Here is a 16,824-nt window from a genome sequence, read left to right on the forward strand (position 1 = left end):
GCACAATGTGCAGCGCAACACGTTAGGCCGAACGATCGAAGCGCTGTCCCAAAACGGTAAGTAATTCATATTGGGAAACAGAGGTTTGCCGCGCAGCATTGGGCAGGTGATAGGGCAGTTCGACCCAGTCGCCTTCGCCCAGATCGAGTGCCTTGGACAGGTCGATGACGATCATGTCCATCGAGACCTTGCCAAGGATCGGCAGCTCCACATCGCCATGCCGGAAGCTCGCCCCGCCCCATGCGCGAAGGATGCCGTCGGCATAGCCGAGGGAGAGGACCCCGATGCGCATATCGGAAGGAGCGCTGAAGGTCGCGTTGTATCCGACAGCCTGACCCGCCTTCAGGTTCCGCGTCTGGATGATCGCTGCCTTGGGGTATGCGACCTGCCGGATATGATCCGCCAGTTCCTCGCGCGGGACGCCGCCGTAGAGCGACAGGCCCGGCCGCGTGAGATCAAAATGATAGTCCGATCCGAGCGCTATTCCGGCACTGTTGGCAAGGCTTAGCGCCGTGTGGTCGATGGAGGATGCAATCGCCCGGAAATCGGCCAGCTGGCGCGCGTTCATGGGACTGTCTTCGTCGGCACAGGCAAGGTGGCTCAGGAGGACTTCAACCTCGAGAGACTGCACTTCCGGTTCCGACACTTCCGATACGCTGATGCCGAGCCGGTTGATTCCGGTATCCACCATCAGGTGGCAGGGCCCTCCACCACTCTCGGTCCACAGCTTCGCTTGCCTGAGGCTGTCGATGACAGGGCGCACGCCGGTCTGTCTGGCATATGAGGCCTCCTCCACCGTCAGAGGGCCATGCAGGACCGCGATCTGTTCCGCCGGGACCATGGGCAGGAGCGGTGCCACCTCGCTCCAGTGAGCGACGAAGAAATCGCGGCAGCCGACCTCGACGAGCGTCGAAACGCAATTCTCCACGCCAAGCCCGTAGCAATCGGCCTTTACCGCTGCGCCGGCACGAGCCGCGCCGCTAAGCCTGTCGAGCTTGCGCCAGTTATGTGCCAACGCCTCGCGGTCTATATCGAGCCTTAGCGTCGGCGGAGGTGCTTCAACCATGCGCGTCTTCGAAATCCTTCGGCGGTCCATCGGGGATGCCCCACCACGCAACGACCAGACCGAAGGCGACGATCGCGATGGTGTACCACAGGCCCGAATAGACGTTACCCGTCATCGCGACGATGTATCCCGCGATCAGCGGAAGGAACCCGCCGAGATAGCCCGCACCGATGTGATAGGGGATGGACATAGAGGAATAGCGGATGCGCGCCGGGAACATCTCGCACAGCAGCGCCGCGACTGAGCCATAGGTCAGTGCCGACAGCATCCCGCACACCAGCAACAGACCGATGATCCCGAGGATGCTCGTGAGCGGCGGCGTCTGGCGCTCAAAACTGTAACCCGCGCCTTCGAGCCATCCCTGGATCGACGCGCGGCGATCCGTATCGGCGAGCGCTCCGTAGTCGTTGGCCGTCCCGCCTACGGAGACGGTCGTAACCGATGAATTCCCGTCGATGGCATAGGGCACGCCCAGCGCAGTCAGGTCCTGCAACACGCGGCCACAGGCGCTGGCCTGGACTTCCGCGAAGGGATCATATTCGCAGGCCGCTCCGCTGACGGTCACAGGTGCAGCGGCGGCGCTCTGGTTGAGGCCCGGATTGGCAAGCGCGCCCATGCCCCAGAAGATCGGGAACAGCAGGACGAGCGATGCGATTGCGCCGATGATGATCGGTTTCTTGCGTCCCACCCTGTCGGACCATTTCCCGACCACGATGTAAAAGCTCATCGAAATTGTGCCCGCGATCAGCAGCATCCATTCCACGATGCCCTCTTCCACGCGCATCGGACCGCGCAGGAACGAGAGGCCGGAGAAGAAGGCGGTGTACCAGATGGTCGTCAGGATGCCAGTAATCCCGAACAGCGCGACGAAAATTCGCTTGGGATTGCCGGGGTAGGTCAGGCTTTCCTTGAACGGGTTGGCCGAGGTTTCTCCCGCTGCCTTCATCGCCTGGAAGACCGGGCTTTCCGACAGCTTGAGCCGCATCCACAGGGAGATGCCGAGCAGGACGATCGACAGCAGGAAAGGGATACGCCAGCCCCAGGCTGAGAAATCGTCCGCCGGGATCAGTGCGCGGCAGGCGATGACCACGATGATCGAGAGGACGAAGCCGCCGACCACGCTGGCCTGGATGAAGCTGGTGTAGAAGCCGCGCTTTTCGGGCGGAGCATGCTCTGCCACGTAGATCGCCGCGCCGCCGTATTCCCCGCCAAGGGCAAGGCCTTGCAGGATGCGCAAGCCGATCACGATGATCGGTGCGGCAAGGCCGATACTCGCGGCGCTGGGGATCAGGCCGACGCCCGCCGTCGCTATCCCCATGAGGGTGACGGTGACGAGGAAGGTATATTTGCGCCCCAGCCTGTCGCCCAGGAATCCGAACAGGATAGCCCCCAAGGGACGGAAGCCGAAGCCGACTGCGAAACCGGCCCATACGAGGAGGACCTGCAGGGTCTCGTTATCGCTTGGGAAGAACGCCGCTCCGATCAGGCCCGCCAGCGTTCCGTAGATGAAGAAATCGTACCATTCGAAGATCGTGCCCGCACTGCTGGCCGCGATGACGAGCCGGATTTCCTTCTCGGTCGGCTCTCGCTGCATGATCTCTTCGCCTGAAGACAATGCCCTACTCCCCAAATGTCTTGTTATGCGCGGAGGTTTAGCGAGTGCCGCCTGCCTTGCCTAGCGCATCGACCGCCGCTCTCCACGGCAGGAGAATGGCCCCATGACGCCCCGGATAGGCGATTGCTGGCTCAAGCAGTTCGAGGTCCTGCCATTGGGGCATGTCGGAGGTGCCCTCCAGCCAGCGTCCTATCGCGTCCGGCATAGACATCATGTCGGCAGGGTCCTTGCCCTTGCAGTGACGGGCGAAAATGGCAGCCGCGGCCTGCCCGACCGCACAGGCCGTAACTTGGAGGCCGACTGACCCGAAGCCCTCTTCGAAAGATATGCGGATCGAACTGCCGCAGGTGCGCGAAACAGCCTGACCCTGATGCAGCGCATCCTCATCGAAGGGATACCGGGATAGCTCGACTGCCAGCGACAGGAATGCGGGCGAATAGAGCGCGCCTCCCGGCGGGCGGCTCACTCTTCTTCAGCCGCTTCTTCTGCGGCCTGTTCCTCGCCCAGCAGGCGAGCACGGCGTTCGGCCAGCACTTCGACCATGGTGCGCGAACCGCCGTCTACAAACTCATAGGTCGATGCCGTGGTAATCCATGCGGGCCGCCCGCGATAATCCCACACGCTGTCATAACCGAGCACGAGCAGCGAGAAGGCGATGACGACGATCACGAACCCTTTGATAGCCCCGAAGCCGAAGCCAAGGACGCGGTCGATCGGGCCGAGGATGGAATTGCGGGACGCTTCCCCGACATTGTTCGCAATGACCTTCATCGCGGCATACGGGATGAGGAGGAGTAAGGCGAAGGCGAGGACTGCGACCGCAATGCCCGTACCGAGGACTTCCTGCATCGCCAGCGTGAGCGGCGTGTGGAGGAAGCGTATCGCGAACGCGGCAAGTACCCAGGCCGCAAGCGACAGGACTTCCTGCATGAAACCACGCGAAAAACCGCCGATGGCCGCAAGCCCGACGATAAGCAGAACGATGTAATCAAATCCCGTCATAGACGGCGGGAGGTTTATTATGTCGCCATGACACGGTCAACGAGGTTGGCGAGTTGTCCCAAACCCTTGTAATCCAAGTCTGACGAAGCGGTCTTTTCATCGGCTGGACCGAAACCGGCCTTGAACCCGAGCTTGGCCGCTTCGCGCATCCGGATACCGCCATGGGCGACTGGACGGACTTCGCCCGAAAGGCTTACTTCGCCGAGCCACACGCTTCGGTCAGGCAAGGGCTTGTCCGCAAGGGCGCTTACCAAGGCTGCTGCAACGGCAAGGTCGGCGGCGGGATCCGACAGGCGATATCCCCCTGCAACGTTGAGATAGACCTCGGCGGAGCTGAAATTGAGGCCACAGCGCGATTCCAGCACCGCCAACAACATGGCTAGGCGGCCATTGTCCCAACCCACCACCGCACGGCGAGGCGTTGCACCCGACTGCAATCGCACGATCAGCGCCTGGATTTCCACGAGCACGGGCCGCGTACCTTCCATCGCGGGGAAAACCGCGCTTCCGGCCATTTGCTGGTCGCGGCCGGAAAGAAACAGCATCGAAGGGTTCTCGACCTCTTCCAGCCCTTCCCCCGCCATGGCGAACACGCCGATCTCGTCGACTGCGCCGAACCGGTTCTTGAGCGCACGCAGGATGCGATACTGGTGGCTGCGCTCGCCTTCGAAGCTCATGACCACATCGACCATGTGTTCGAGCACGCGCGGACCGGCGATATTTCCGTCCTTGGTCACATGACCGACCAGCACCAGTGCGACACCGTTCTCCTTGGCATAGCGGATCAATTCAAAGGCACAGCCGCGAACCTGGCTGACCGTTCCCGGCGCGCCTTCGATCGTGTCTGAATGCATGGTCTGGATGGAATCGATCACGAGGAACTTGGGCGGCTCCATCGTGCCGAGCGTCGTCAGGATGTCGCGCACACCGGTCGCTGCCGCAAGTTTGACCGGCGCATCGGAGAGGCCAAGACGTGCCGCGCGCATACGGACCTGGCCTGCCGCTTCCTCGCCGCTGACATAGACGACGCCGTGCCCTTCCCGCGCCACCTTGGCCGCGGCCTGCAAAAGCAGTGTCGACTTCCCGATACCGGGATCGCCGCCCATCAGGATCGCGCTGCCCGGAACGAGGCCTCCTCCGAGTGCACGGTCGAATTCGGCCAGACCGGTCTTTTGCCGCACCGGCATTTCGCCCGGCTTGTCGAGGTCTACGAATTCGACCGCCCTGCCCCCGCTGGAGAGGTCATGCTTCAGCGAGAACACCGTAGCCGGCGTATCTTCCACCAGCGTGTTCCATTCCGCGCAGTCGGCGCACTGTCCCTGCCAGCGGTGCGAAACACCGCCACACGCCTGACAGACATAGCGTTTCTTCGGTTTGGCCATGGGTGCTGGCTAGACGGAACATTTGCGGAACGCAATTGCCAATGCGCCGTGGAGTGTGCACAAGCCTCGGCGATGCGGCAAAAAGAACTACGGATCGCGCTTGTCTGCTACGGCGGGGTCAGCCTGGCGGTTTACATGCACGGGGTCACACGCGAATTGTGGCACCTTGCGCGGGCTAGTCGCGATTATCATTCCGGTGCTCCCTCTTCCTCCGGTGTCGATGCGGTCTATCGCGAGATGCTCGCCGCAATCGAGGAGGATCACGAACTCCGCCTGCGGATCATCCCCGACATCATGAGCGGTGCGAGCGCGGGCGGGATCAACGCCGTCTTCCTCGCACAGGCGATCCATTCCGGGCAAAGCCTCGAACCGCTGACGGACCTCTGGCTGGAGGTGGCCGATGTCGATGAACTGACCGATCCCGATGCGCGCCTGCGGTGGCGCGGGGGCAAGTTCTGGGCGCAACCGCTCGCGACTTTCATCCTGAGCCGTCCGGGCACCGAAATTGCGGAAGAAGTCGCGCCGGAAACCCGGGCGGAAGTGAGGCGCAAGGTATCGCACCTGATCCGTGGGAGATGGTTCGAGCCGCCGTTTTCCGGCCTCGGCTTCTCGAAACTGCTCGAGCGCGCTTTCAGCGCCATGGCAGATGCGCCGGTCGAGGCCCCCCTGCTACCTCCGGGCCACCCGCTCGACCTGTTCGTCACGACGACCGATTTTCACGGCTATCTCGAACTCCTTCGCCTCAACAGTCCGCCTGTCGTCGAGGACACCGAACACCGCCTGCCCATCTCGATGCGCAGCAGAGTGCCCGACACTGGCGGGAAAGATCTCGCCAATCCGCTGGAGCTGGTCTTTGCCGCGCGGGCTACGGCTAGTTTTCCGGGCGCCTTCCCGCCCCTCAAGGTTGAAGAGATCGACCGGCTGGCAAAGGACAGTGGCCGCGATTGGTCTAGCCGAGAGGATTTTCTCGACACCATCATGCCGATCCATGTGATGCGCGGCGATACCGATACGGTGTCGCTGATCGATGGTTCGGTTCTCGTGAACAAGCCTTTCGGCGGAGCCATGGCAGCCCTGCGCGGAAGACCGGCCCAGCGCGAGGTCGACCGCCGGTTCGTCTATGTCGATCCCCGGCCCGACAGGTTTGGTTCGCGCGACGAGCGTGCATCGCGCGACGTGGGGTTCTTTTCGGCCATCTTCGGGTCGCTCTCCACGATCCCGCGCGAACAGCCCATCCGGGACAACCTCGAACAATTGGACGAACAGAGCCGCGAGGCGGAGCGATTGCAGCGGATCGTCGCTGCGCTGCGTCCCGAAGTCGACGCCACTGTCGAGCGGCTGTTCGGCCGCACGCTGTTCCTCGACCGGCCGACGCCCAAGCGCCTGAAAGCCTGGCGCCAGAAAGCACAGCAGGCTGCGGCGGAGCAGGCGGGGTACGCCTTCCATTCTTACGCGCAGGCCAAGCTCAGCGGTATCGTCTCTCGATTGGCGAAGCTTGCGTATGACGCGGCGCCCTCTCTCCATCTGCCCGATCATCTCGCGGTCGAGGAAGTCCTGCGCGAGGAATTGCGGCGCCGCGGGCTCACGACGCTGTCGAGCGGAAATGGCGGGGCGACCAGCGAAGCGATCGGCTTCTTCCGCGAACACGATATCGGTTTTCGCATCAGGCGTTTGCGGCTGCTCGCCCGCAGGCTGGCACGCGATTGGGAAGCCGATCCCGAGATCTCCGACGATGCTCTCGAACACGGCCGGGATGCGATCTATTCCATCCTCTCGCTCTATTTCGAGAAAGAAGGCCTCGCCTCGCTTGGCGATGATTTCCATGACGTGGCGCAGAGTGTGCTGGGCGATCCGGGCACGGTGCTCGACACCATCGAAAGCAAGCGCTTGCTGATCGATACCGACGACAAGGCGGAGGAGATGCTGGCTGAGGCGTTGCAAGCCATGCCTGCCAATCTGAAACGGCGGATGCTGTTCGCCTATCTCGGTTTCCCGTTTTACGACGTCGCCACATTGCCGCTGCTGCGAAACGAAGGCTTCACGGAGTTCGATCCGGTGAAGGTAGACCGCATCAGCCCGGACGACGCGCGCAGCATTCGCGAGGGCGGAACACGGGCCACATTGCGCGGGATCGAGTTCTACAATTTCGGTGCGTTCTTCAGCCGGTCCTATCGCGAAAACGATTACCTGTGGGGGCGCCTGCATGGGGCGGAGCGGATGATCGATCTCGTGTGCTCGACCGTAGACCATGCTCCCGGCGAGCTGGTGGTAAGGCGTTTCAAGAAGAAGGCGTTTCTTGCCATCCTGGACGAAGAAGAGGCCGCAGGGCGATGTGCCCGCGGCCTCCTCGATCAGATAAGGTCCGAAGTCCTAGAGCGGTTGGTCTAACCGCCGAACACATCCTTGATCTTGTTGAAGAAACCCCGGCTTTCGGGGCATTCGTCACCAGTCTCCGTATCGCGGAATTGCTCGAGAATTTCGCGCTGCTGCTTGCTCAGCTTGGTCGGGGTTTCGACGGCAATTTCCACCACCATGTCTCCGCGACCGCGGCCCTGTAGGATGGGCATCCCCGCGCCGCGCTGGCGCAGCTGTTTGCCGGACTGGATACCGGCGGGGATTTCGAGGGTGATTTCCTCGCCATCAAGGCCGGGAATATCGATCGAACCGCCCAGGGCAGCCTTGGTAAAGCTGATCGGCACCCGCGTCGCCAGCGTCGTTCCTTCGCGCACGAAGATCGGATGCTGCTTTACGTGGACAAAGATGTATAGATCGCCCGGTGCCGCACCGCGCGGTCCGGCTTCGCCCTTGCCCGACAGGCGGATGCGCGTGCCGGTATCGACGCCCGGTGGTATGTCGATCTCGATCTTCTGCGGTACGTCGACCTGGCCTTCGCCGCGGCAATCCCTGCACGGACTGGTGATGATCTCGCCATCGCCGTGGCAATTGGGACAGGGGCGTTCGACGACGAAGAAGCCCTGCTTCGCACGCACCTTGCCCTGGCCGGAGCACAGGTTGCAGGTCCGCTTCTGGGTGCCCGGCGTCGCACCGCTGCCGTGACAGGTTTCGCACGAACGGCTGACTTCGATTTCGATCTCGGTCGATTTGCCGTCGAAAGCCTCTTCGAGGGTGACTTCCATGTCGTAGCGCAGGTCCGCCCCTCGACGCGGCTGTGCCCGGCCGCCGCCACCGAAGGCGCTGCCAAAGATGGTTTCGAAGATATCGCCGATGTCGCCGAAGTCGGCGCCCGGATGGCCGTGGCCGCCCCCGCCCTGCATTCCCTGCGTGAAGGCCTCGTGACCGAAGCGGTCGTAAGCCGCGCGCTTCTGAGGGTCCTTGAGGCACTCGTAGGCGGCGCTGACCGCCTTGAATGTGTTCTCGCTCTCCGCGCATCCCGGATTGCGATCCGGATGATGCTTCATCGCGAGCTTGCGATAGGCGGACTTGATCGTCGCGCCATCCGCGTCCCGGCTGACGCCGAGCAGTTCGTAAAAGTCGATTTCAGTAGCTGACATGATGATCCCGCCTGCTGAAAATCCAACCGCCACCGGCGCATTTCGCACCGATGGCGGTCGGGGTTTTCATCAGGAGCCTTAGTTCTTCGCGTCTTCGTCGACTTCGGAGAATTCGGCATCGACGACTTCCTCGTCATTGCCTGCATCGCCGCCGTCTTCGCTCGGAGCATCGGCCGAAGCCTTGGCCTGCTCCTGCTCGTAGATCGACTGACCCATCTTCATCGCGCTCTGCGACAGATCCTGAGCCTTGGCGTTGATGTCTGCTGCATCGTCACCTTCGAGAGCGGTCTTGAGCGCCGCGACCTTCTCTTCGACTTCGGTCTTCAGCGAAGCGTCGATCTTGTCGCCATGCTCTTCGAGCTGCTTTTCGGTGGCGTGGACGAGGCTGTCGGCCTGGTTGCGGGCCTCGGCACCTTCCTTGCGCTTCTTGTCTTCGTCCGCGAACTTTTCCGCGTCCTGGACCATCTGCTCGATATCGGCGTCGGTCAGACCGCCGGATGCCTGGATCCGGATCTGCTGTTCCTTGCCCGTGCCCTTGTCCTTCGCACTGACATTCACGATGCCATTGGCGTCGATGTCGAAGGTAACCTCGATCTGCGGCACGCCGCGCGGTGCAGCGGGAATGCCGACGAGGTCGAACTGGCCGAGCAACTTGTTGTCGGCAGCCATCTCACGTTCGCCCTGGAACACGCGGATCGTCACGGCCTGCTGGTTGTCTTCAGCGGTCGAGTAGGTCTGCGTCTTCTTGGTCGGGATCGTCGTGTTGCGATCGATCATGCGGGTGAACACGCCGCCGAGCGTTTCGATACCCAGCGAAAGCGGGGTCACGTCGAGCAGCAGCACGTCCTTCACGTCGCCCTGGAGGACGCCCGCCTGGATGGCCGCACCCATGGCCACGACTTCATCGGGGTTCACGCCGGTGTGCGGCTTGGAACCGAAGAAGCCTTCGACCACTTCGCGCACCTTGGGCATGCGGGTCATACCGCCGACCATGATGACTTCGTCGATCTCGTCCTTGGAAACGCCGGCATCAGCCAGTGCCTTCTTACACGGCTCGAGCGTGCGCTGGATGAGGTCGCCGACCATCTTTTCGAGGTCCGAACGGCTGATCGTTTCGACAAGGTGCAGCGGGGTGGACGAACCACCTTCCATGCGCGCCGTGATGAACGGCAGGTTCACTTCGGTGGTCTGGGCCGAGCTCAGCTCGATTTTGGCCTTTTCCGCCGCTTCCTTGAGGCGCTGCAGAGCGAGCTTGTCGGTCCGCAGGTCCATGTTTTCCCTCTTCTTGAACTGGTCGGCCAGCCATTCGACAATTGCACTGTCGAAATCTTCACCGCCCAGGAAGGTGTCGCCGTTGGTCGACTTCACTTCGAAGACGCCGTCGCCGATTTCCAGGATGGAAACGTCGAAGGTACCGCCGCCAAGGTCGTAGACTGCGATGGTCTTGCCGTCTTCCTTGTCGAGACCGTAGGCGAGCGCGGCGGCAGTCGGCTCGTTGATGATGCGCAGCACTTCGAGACCCGCGATCTGGCCGGCATCCTTGGTTGCCTGGCGCTGCGCGTCGTTGAAGTACGCGGGAACGGTGATGACGGCCTGTTCGACTGTCTCGCCAAGATAGCTCTCGGCGGTTTCCTTCATCTTCTGCAGGATGAAAGCGGAAATCTGGCTGGGCGAATATTCTTCGCCGCCGGCCTTGACCCACGCGTCGCCGTTCTTGCCCTTGACGATGTCATAGGGGACCAGCTCGGTGTCCTTCTTGGTCACCGGGTCATCGAAACGGCGGCCGATGAGGCGCTTCACCGCGAAAACCGTGTTGTCCGGATTGGTCACTGCCTGGCGCTTGGCCGGCTGACCGATGAGGCGTTCACCGTCCTTGGTGAAGGCGACGATGGAAGGCGTGGTACGCGCGCCTTCGGAATTTTCGATGACCTTCGGCTTGCCGCCGTCCATCACGGCGACGCAGCTGTTGGTGGTGCCGAGGTCGATACCGATTACTTTAGCCATGGTTTCCCCATAAGTTTCACATTGTTGGACACCGCGCGTCTGGTCCCCCACGAGAGGCAGAACCGGTCGGCGGCTCATTCGAGTGGTGTGTTACCCGAGCGATATAGGTGCGGTTTTTCTTGGCACAAGGGAGGTCCCCCGCTAGTTTTTTGCGGCATCAACAGGAGGGAATTTCCACGATGATCAAACCCGTTTTCGCCGCCGCACTTCTCGCGGGCTCCAGCCTTGCCCTCGCCGCTTGCGGAGGCGCGGAAGAAGAAGCGCGGTCCTCGGCTACGAGCGACGCGGCCGGTCTGGAGATCGCAAACGCACGCATGGTCCTGCCGGCGGTCGCCGGAAATCCGGCCGCAATCTATTTCGATCTCACCAACAATGGCGATCGCGGCGTGGCCGTGCGTAAGGCCGAGGTCGACGGTGCGGGCAAGACTGAAGTCCACGGCACGATGGAATGGGACGGCAAGATGGAAATGAGCGAGACCGGCCCGCAGGCGGTGCAAGCCGGTGCCACCCTGAAATTCGAGCCGGGCGGCCTTCACGTCATGGTCTTCGACCTTTCGCCCGATCTTGTCGCCGGTAGCGAAACCGCAATGACCCTCACCGTTGCAGGCGGCAAATCGGCCACTTTCACGGTTCCGATCCAGGCAGCCGGGGAAGATCGCTGAGCGACCCTCGCGATACGCTTGAAATCGAAAGCCACGATGCCGCCGTTCCCGCGACCTGCGAGATCGGCGGCCAGCGGCCCCTTACCGATGGGGAAATAACGCTTGCGAAAAGTGTTTTCGGGACGGCAATCGACTATGCGCGCGTCACGATCCGGCGGCGCAAGTGGTTTCCTTTCCAGCCCCGCCGCGTGACGATGGCGCCCAGGGGCCATGTCCATTTCCACCCGGCTTCGGAGAATTATTGCGACGATTTTTCGACCGCCAGCCTCAGGCGGCAGGGCCTCTTCATTCACGAGATGGTCCACGTCTGGCAGACCCAGACCCGCGGTGAATGGTATCTGGTGACCAGGCGCATGCCGTGGGCGCGATACGACTATTCGCTGAAGCCGGGATGGCCGCTTGAACGATACGGGATCGAACAGCAGGCAGAGATCGTCAAACACGCCTTCTGGCTGCGTAACGGCATGAAGATCGCGGGTGTCAGCGACAAGTCAGCCTATGACCTGCTGGTAAACTTCCCGGGTGCTGCGGCATGACCTTCCTGATCCGCGACTTCAGGGCGGGCGACGAAGCTGCCTTCGCGGCGCTCAATCTGCGCTGGATTGAAGAGTATTTCGGCGTCGAGGAGAGCGACCGGCGCCAGCTTGAAAATCCGGTCACCTCGCTACTCGACCCCGGCGGAGCCATCGTTCTTGCCGAAGTGGACGGCCGTGTGGTCGGTTGCGGGGCGCTTGCCGTGCCGCATGAAGCAGCATCCGACGGGCGAAAGTGGCTGGAGGTCGTCAAAATGGCGACTGACCCCTCGGCGCAGGGATCCGGGCTTGGGTCCGCCATCCTCGATCGTCTCATCGAGATAGCCAGAGGGCGCGGCGCGAACGCTCTCTGGCTGGAGACCAATTCCCGCCTCGACGCGGCTACCCGCCTATACCGCCGCAAAGGGTTTCGCGCGCTCGAAACGCACGAACTGCGCCACACCCCGTACGCGCGTTGCAATCTGCAGATGGTTCGCGATCTCTGAGCGGGTGGGACTATCCACACCCCTGCTTGAGCAAACCGGTTTCAATGGATACGAATGCACGCATTGACCGAGCGGCCCAACCCGCGCTCGGCGATGAGTCATCACAATGGAGCTTAAAGACTACGGTATGAGCCGCGAGCGCGGCTACCTTTCGCATTACGAGATCGACGAGATCACGCTTCCCCCACAATTCGACGCAACCCTGAAAGCGGCCGGCATATTGTCGGCATTGCTCACCTCGGGACGCGTTCGACATTTCCTCGACGCCCTGCCCGATCCCGATATTTCCGAATGGGTGAAGAGCGCTCCGGAGGAAGAGGTCCGCACCGCCATGGTGCACTATTCCTTCCTGGTTCAGGCCTATGTCTGGGGCGAAGCGGAGCCACCCACGCACCTGCCCGCCAATCTCGCCCGCCCGATGTGCGCTTTGTCCGAACGCCTCGGCCAGGCGCCGCTCCTCCCCTATTCCGGCTATGTGCTCGACAATTGGTACCGGCTCGACAAATCCGGACCGATCACGCTCGACAACATCGCCATGCACCAGAACTTCCTGTGCGGCGCCGACGAGAACTGGTTCGTCCTCGTCCATGTGGCGATCGAAGCGGAAGCAGGCGTCCTGCTCGACAATGCGGCGCGGCTAGTGACCGTCGCCAAGGAAGGCGACGAGGAAGAAGCCACCCGCCTGCTCAGGGAGATGGACGATGCCTGGGAGCGGATTTACGGCCATTTCGCGCGCATGCCCGAGCAATGCGATCCCTACATCTATTTCCACCGCGTACGGCCCTATATCCACGGCTGGGCGAACAATCCTGCCTTGAAGGACGGCGGCTTGGTCTATGAAGGGATCGAGCGTTTCGAGGGTAAACCGCAGGCCCTTCGCGGCCAGACCGGATCGCAGTCCTCTATCGTTCCGGCGATGGATGCGCTCTTCCAGGTCGGCCACAGCGATGACCCGCTCAAGAGCTTCCTCGACGAGCTGCATCATTACCGCCCGGTCGAACACCGCCGCTTCATCGAGGATCTGGCGGCGCAGTCGACACTGCGGGACTTCGTGTCCGCAAGCGACAATGCCGAACTCAAGGCGGCCTTCAACGCCTGCCTCGAGCAATCCGCCCGCTTTCGCACCCGCCACCTCGAATATGCGGCGAGCTACATCAACAAGCAGGCGGGCAGCATTGCCGGTAACGATCCCGATGTGGGTACGGGAGGAACGCCCTTCATGAAGTACCTCAAGAAGCACCGCGACGAGAACCGCGCCCAACTGGTCGGCTGAAGCTGCTTTGCGGCCCGGCGGGGATGGCAATTCCTCGCCGGGCCGTTCAGCATGATGCAAGGTCGCACGCTCATGGTGTGCCGCACGCAAGGTGGGAGATGGAAATGAATTGGTCCGGCTCGGTTCTGGTGGCGGCAGGGGCCCTGCTTTCCCTAACAGCCGGGCCGGCGCTTGCCGACGACGCTTCAGCAGGTGCTGAACTCGTTTCGCAGGCGCTGGACGAAGCGAGAGAAGCCTCCCCAGAGATTGAGATCACCTCATTCGGATGCACTTCCGACCAGCGCATGATTGCCTGGATCGAAGCGGATCGCCTCTATTATCCATGCATGATGAACGAGCTGGTCCAGGACCGTTTCGATGCGGCGATGCTCGTCAACCTGCTGCTCGTGGAGCCTGTCACCGAAGCGGTGGATCGCCCGAAAGGCGACCCCTCCCTGGCCGAGAGTGCAGCCGCCATCGGGGCAGCGGCAATCGGGGCTGGCCTAGACGGCGATACCGATGCCAAGCGAGTGGAGCGCTATTACAGCGAAACACCGAGCGAACCGAACCCTCCCCTCGCACGCTTTTACCCGCGCAACTCGGACACTTTCCGTGCAGAGGTGTCGCGGGTCGACGATCTTCGTGACCGGGCACGCCGCAGCGAGGCGACCGACGAGCGGATGCAGGAAAGACTGCAAGAACGCCGGCGCGAGGAACGCGAAGTCCAGGCCCGCTACCAATCCGTCACCGATTTCCTGATGCTCTCGAGAGCGCAGGATTTCTGTCCTGCTGACGGACGCACGTTCCTTGCAAGGGCAGTGGAATTTTCCACCAGCCCGCGCCCGGACGACCGGATGGTGGGCCTATGGGCGGATGACCGGCGACAAGCACTGCAGTCCTATCTCAACGACGTTTCGCTGTGCCGCTGATGCACCTCAATCGTAAGTGACGCCTTCCAGCCCCTGACCCCCGTCGGCAATGAACGCATCGATCCGGGCTTCGAGGGCCGGAAGCGGGACGGAACCCAGCGACAGCACGACATCGTGAAACTTGCGAATATCGAAGCGGTCTCCAAGCGCTTCCTCGGCCTTTGCTCGGACCCTGCGTATCGTCATTTCACCCAGCTTGTACGCCAGCGCCTGACCCGGCCAGCTGATGTAACGATCGATCTCGGTCTCGACCTCACGATCGGAAAGCGCGGTGTGACTGGCGAGATAGTCGATCGCCTGATCGCGGGTCCAACCGTAGTGGTGGATGCCGGTATCGATCACTAGCCGCGCAGCGCGCCACATCTCGTAGCTGAGCTTGCCGAACCGCTCGTAAGGCGTGCGGTAGATGCCCATCTCTTCGCCGAGATACTCGGTGTAGAGACCCCACCCCTCGCCGAAGCCCGAGAAATATGTCTGGCGCCGGAAGCGCGGCGCATCGTCGCGCTCCAGCGCAATTGCCGCCTGGAAGCTGTGGCCCGGGGCGCATTCGTGCATCGTGAGTGCGGGGATATTGTAGACGGGCCGCGAAGGCAGGTCGTGCGTGTTGATCTGGCAATATTCCAGCCCGCCTCGTCCGGCTGTGTAGAAAGGGGCAATGGCCGGATCGACCGGCCGGATCCCATGGCGATACCGCGGCAGGAAGCCGAAATAATCGCTCAGCCGGTCATCGACGCGCTTTGCGGTGTAGGCGGCAACCCCCATCAGCTCGTCTGGGGTATCAGCGACGAATTGCGGATCGGTCCTCAGGAAGGTGATGAATTGTTCAAGTGTGCCGTCGAAGCCGGCCTCATCCTTGACCTGCTCCATTTCCGCCTTGATCCGGGCAACCTCCTCAAGGCCGATGGCATGGATTTGCTCAGCGGTCAGATCGAGAGTGGTGTACTGGCGGATCTGCTGCGCGTAATAGGCACGTCCCTCGGGGAACTCGCTGGCGCCGATCGTCGATCTGGCGCGCGTCAGATATTCATCACGGAAGAACTGCAACAGCGCCGCATAAGCCGGAGTGACCTGGTCGCCGATTGCCTCCCGCCCCTCCGCGCGAAGCCGCTCCTGCTCGGCTTCGGGGATCAAGGCAGGCATCGCCTCGAACGGTTTCCAGAACGGGCTTGTTTCCGGTTCCTCCACCACGAATGCCTCGATAGACGCGTCGCGGCCTTCCAGAGTGATTGCGGGAACGCTGAAACCGCGATCCAGTCCGGCGCGCGCATTGGCGGTGTGCTCCGCGAAATATCGCGGCAGATCCCTCATCCGACCGATATAGTTTTCGTATTCTTCCACCGAGGTGAAAGGAGTGCTTCCGGCGAGGTACGACCAGAAGTTGGAATCGCTGTTGAGGGGCATTTCCCATTCGGCGAACCGGGCATCCCCGATCTCCGCTTCAAGCAGGGTCCTAAGGACCAGCGCGTTGGTCCGTGCCTCGTTGCCTAGACGCTGGCTTTCAAGCGCCTGCAGCTGCTGCAGCAATTCGGCATATCGAGTAGCGCGGTCACGTTGTGCGACAGGTGTAACCGCCGGCAGGCGGTTCCCCTGCCGGGTCCGGCCGCTCTCTGTTTCGAGGAGTTCGTACGTGTCGAGCTGGTAATCGTAAAATGCGTCAGTCAACGCCGCCAGACGCTCGTCCGCGCTATCCTGAGCCGAGGCCGGCGAAATGGCAGCGATGAGAACCGCCGCTCCAAGCATTGCAGTTCTCATCACAGATCCACTTCCAAATATCAGTCTGGTTTCTTCGCGACGCCGACCATTGCGGGACGCAGCAGACGATCCTTGATCATGTAGCCAGCCTGCATTTCCTGCACGATGGTTCCGGCATCAACCTCGTCGGTCGGGATTTCCATCATGGCCTGGTGCTGGTTCGGATCGAGCGGCATGCCCTTGGCGGCGATGCGCGTGATGCCGTTCTGGTTGAACACCTTCTCAAGCTCGCGCTGGGTGGCTTCGATACCGGCGATGAAGCCCTTGAGCTTCTCGTCCTCGCGCTGCTCCGCAGGAATGGCATCGAGCGCCCGAGCAAGGTTGTCTGCCACGCTCAGGATATCGCGGGCAAACCCGGTCGCCGCGTAATTGCGGGCGTCCTGGACATCCTTTTCCATCCGGCGGCGCACATTCTGCGTTTCCGCGCGGGCATAAAGCGCGTCCTGCTTGGCCGCTTCCAGATCGCCGCGCAGGCTGGCGAGCGCTTCATCGAGGGCTTCGTCGGCAGCGTCTTCTTCGCCGCCCTTGTCACGCAGGTGTTCCGGCACGCCTTCCATCTCGCGCGCTACTTCTTCGTCGACCGCCTTGTCCTGCGGTTCGTTCGTGTTCTCGTTGCTCACTTGTAAACCC

Annotated in this window: 15 protein-coding genes; 6 read left to right on the forward strand and 9 right to left on the reverse strand. The window is 62.2% G+C overall.

The window, feature by feature from the left end:
- Positions 1-22: 22 nt before the first annotated feature.
- The 5 genes from alr to radA are packed head-to-tail and all read right to left on the reverse strand — an operon-like array spanning position 23 to position 5,065.
- Complete coding sequence (alr, locus tag LCM24_RS00080) at positions 23-1,066, reverse strand: alanine racemase (RefSeq protein ID WP_224802232.1); 1,044 nt, start codon at positions 1,064-1,066, stop codon at positions 23-25.
- Positions 1,059-2,660: an MFS transporter gene (locus LCM24_RS00085; protein ID WP_224803429.1), complete on the reverse strand. Its 1,602-nt coding sequence runs from the start codon at positions 2,658-2,660 to the stop codon at positions 1,059-1,061. The genes alr and LCM24_RS00085 overlap by 8 nt, the downstream gene beginning before the upstream one ends.
- Before the next feature lie 58 nt (positions 2,661-2,718).
- Positions 2,719-3,147, reverse strand: a complete 429-nt coding sequence (locus tag LCM24_RS00090) for an iron-sulfur cluster assembly scaffold protein (RefSeq protein WP_224802233.1) — start codon at positions 3,145-3,147, stop codon at positions 2,719-2,721.
- Positions 3,144-3,683, reverse strand: coding sequence for a CvpA family protein (locus LCM24_RS00095; RefSeq protein WP_224802234.1), 540 nt, complete (start codon positions 3,681-3,683; stop codon positions 3,144-3,146). Before LCM24_RS00095 ends, LCM24_RS00090 begins: the two co-directional genes overlap by 4 nt.
- Positions 3,684-3,700: 17 nt before the next feature.
- Complete coding sequence (gene radA / locus LCM24_RS00100) at positions 3,701-5,065, reverse strand: DNA repair protein RadA (RefSeq protein WP_224802235.1); 1,365 nt, start codon at positions 5,063-5,065, stop codon at positions 3,701-3,703.
- A gap of 72 nt (positions 5,066-5,137) precedes the next feature.
- Between radA and LCM24_RS00105 the strand changes: the two genes are divergently transcribed.
- Positions 5,138-7,453 carry a patatin-like protein gene (locus LCM24_RS00105; protein ID WP_224802236.1) on the forward strand — a complete coding sequence of 772 codons (2,316 nt, stop codon included), beginning with the start codon at positions 5,138-5,140 and terminating at the stop codon, positions 7,451-7,453.
- Here LCM24_RS00105 and dnaJ read toward each other — a convergent pair.
- Both dnaJ and dnaK read right to left on the reverse strand, forming a co-directional pair.
- Positions 7,450-8,577, reverse strand: coding sequence for a molecular chaperone DnaJ (gene dnaJ, locus LCM24_RS00110; protein ID WP_224802237.1), 1,128 nt, complete (start codon positions 8,575-8,577; stop codon positions 7,450-7,452). The genes LCM24_RS00105 and dnaJ overlap by 4 nt on opposite strands.
- Before the next feature lie 78 nt (positions 8,578-8,655).
- Complete coding sequence (gene dnaK / locus LCM24_RS00115) at positions 8,656-10,581, reverse strand: molecular chaperone DnaK (protein WP_224802238.1); 1,926 nt, start codon at positions 10,579-10,581, stop codon at positions 8,656-8,658.
- 179 nt (positions 10,582-10,760) lie between these two features.
- Here dnaK and LCM24_RS00120 point away from each other — a divergent pair, with 179 nt between their 5' ends.
- The 5 genes from LCM24_RS00120 to LCM24_RS00140 all read left to right on the forward strand — a co-directional run bounded on the left by LCM24_RS00120 (position 10,761) and on the right by LCM24_RS00140 (position 14,442).
- On the forward strand, positions 10,761-11,243 hold the full coding sequence (locus LCM24_RS00120; RefSeq protein WP_224802239.1) for a copper chaperone PCu(A)C: 483 nt from the start codon (positions 10,761-10,763) through the stop codon (positions 11,241-11,243).
- Between the two features lie 62 nt (positions 11,244-11,305).
- A complete protein-coding gene (locus LCM24_RS00125; RefSeq protein ID WP_224803430.1) occupies positions 11,306-11,779 on the forward strand; it encodes a vgr related protein in 474 nt (157 codons plus the stop codon).
- Positions 11,776-12,261 carry a GNAT family N-acetyltransferase gene (locus LCM24_RS00130; protein ID WP_224802240.1) on the forward strand — a complete coding sequence of 162 codons (486 nt, stop codon included), beginning with the start codon at positions 11,776-11,778 and terminating at the stop codon, positions 12,259-12,261. The genes LCM24_RS00125 and LCM24_RS00130 overlap by 4 nt, the downstream gene beginning before the upstream one ends.
- A gap of 106 nt (positions 12,262-12,367) precedes the next feature.
- Entirely contained in the window at positions 12,368-13,534 is a 1,167-nt protein-coding gene (locus tag LCM24_RS00135) for an indoleamine 2,3-dioxygenase (protein WP_224802241.1), read from the forward strand.
- 104 nt (positions 13,535-13,638) lie between these two features.
- Positions 13,639-14,442 (forward strand): hypothetical protein, encoded by an 804-nt coding sequence (locus LCM24_RS00140; RefSeq protein ID WP_224802242.1) that lies wholly within the window; start codon positions 13,639-13,641, stop codon positions 14,440-14,442.
- A gap of 6 nt (positions 14,443-14,448) precedes the next feature.
- Here the strand turns inward: LCM24_RS00140 and LCM24_RS00145 are convergent, their stop codons facing one another.
- On the reverse strand, positions 14,449-16,194 hold the full coding sequence (locus tag LCM24_RS00145) for a DUF885 domain-containing protein (protein ID WP_224802243.1): 1,746 nt from the start codon (positions 16,192-16,194) through the stop codon (positions 14,449-14,451).
- A gap of 20 nt (positions 16,195-16,214) precedes the next feature.
- Positions 16,215-16,814 carry a nucleotide exchange factor GrpE gene (grpE, locus tag LCM24_RS00150; RefSeq protein ID WP_224802244.1) on the reverse strand — a complete coding sequence of 200 codons (600 nt, stop codon included), beginning with the start codon at positions 16,812-16,814 and terminating at the stop codon, positions 16,215-16,217.
- Positions 16,815-16,824: the final 10 nt, after the last annotated feature.

Source organism: Qipengyuania aquimaris (assembly GCF_020171965.1).
In the GTDB taxonomy this organism is placed as follows: Bacteria; Pseudomonadota; Alphaproteobacteria; order Sphingomonadales; family Sphingomonadaceae; genus Qipengyuania; species Qipengyuania aquimaris_A.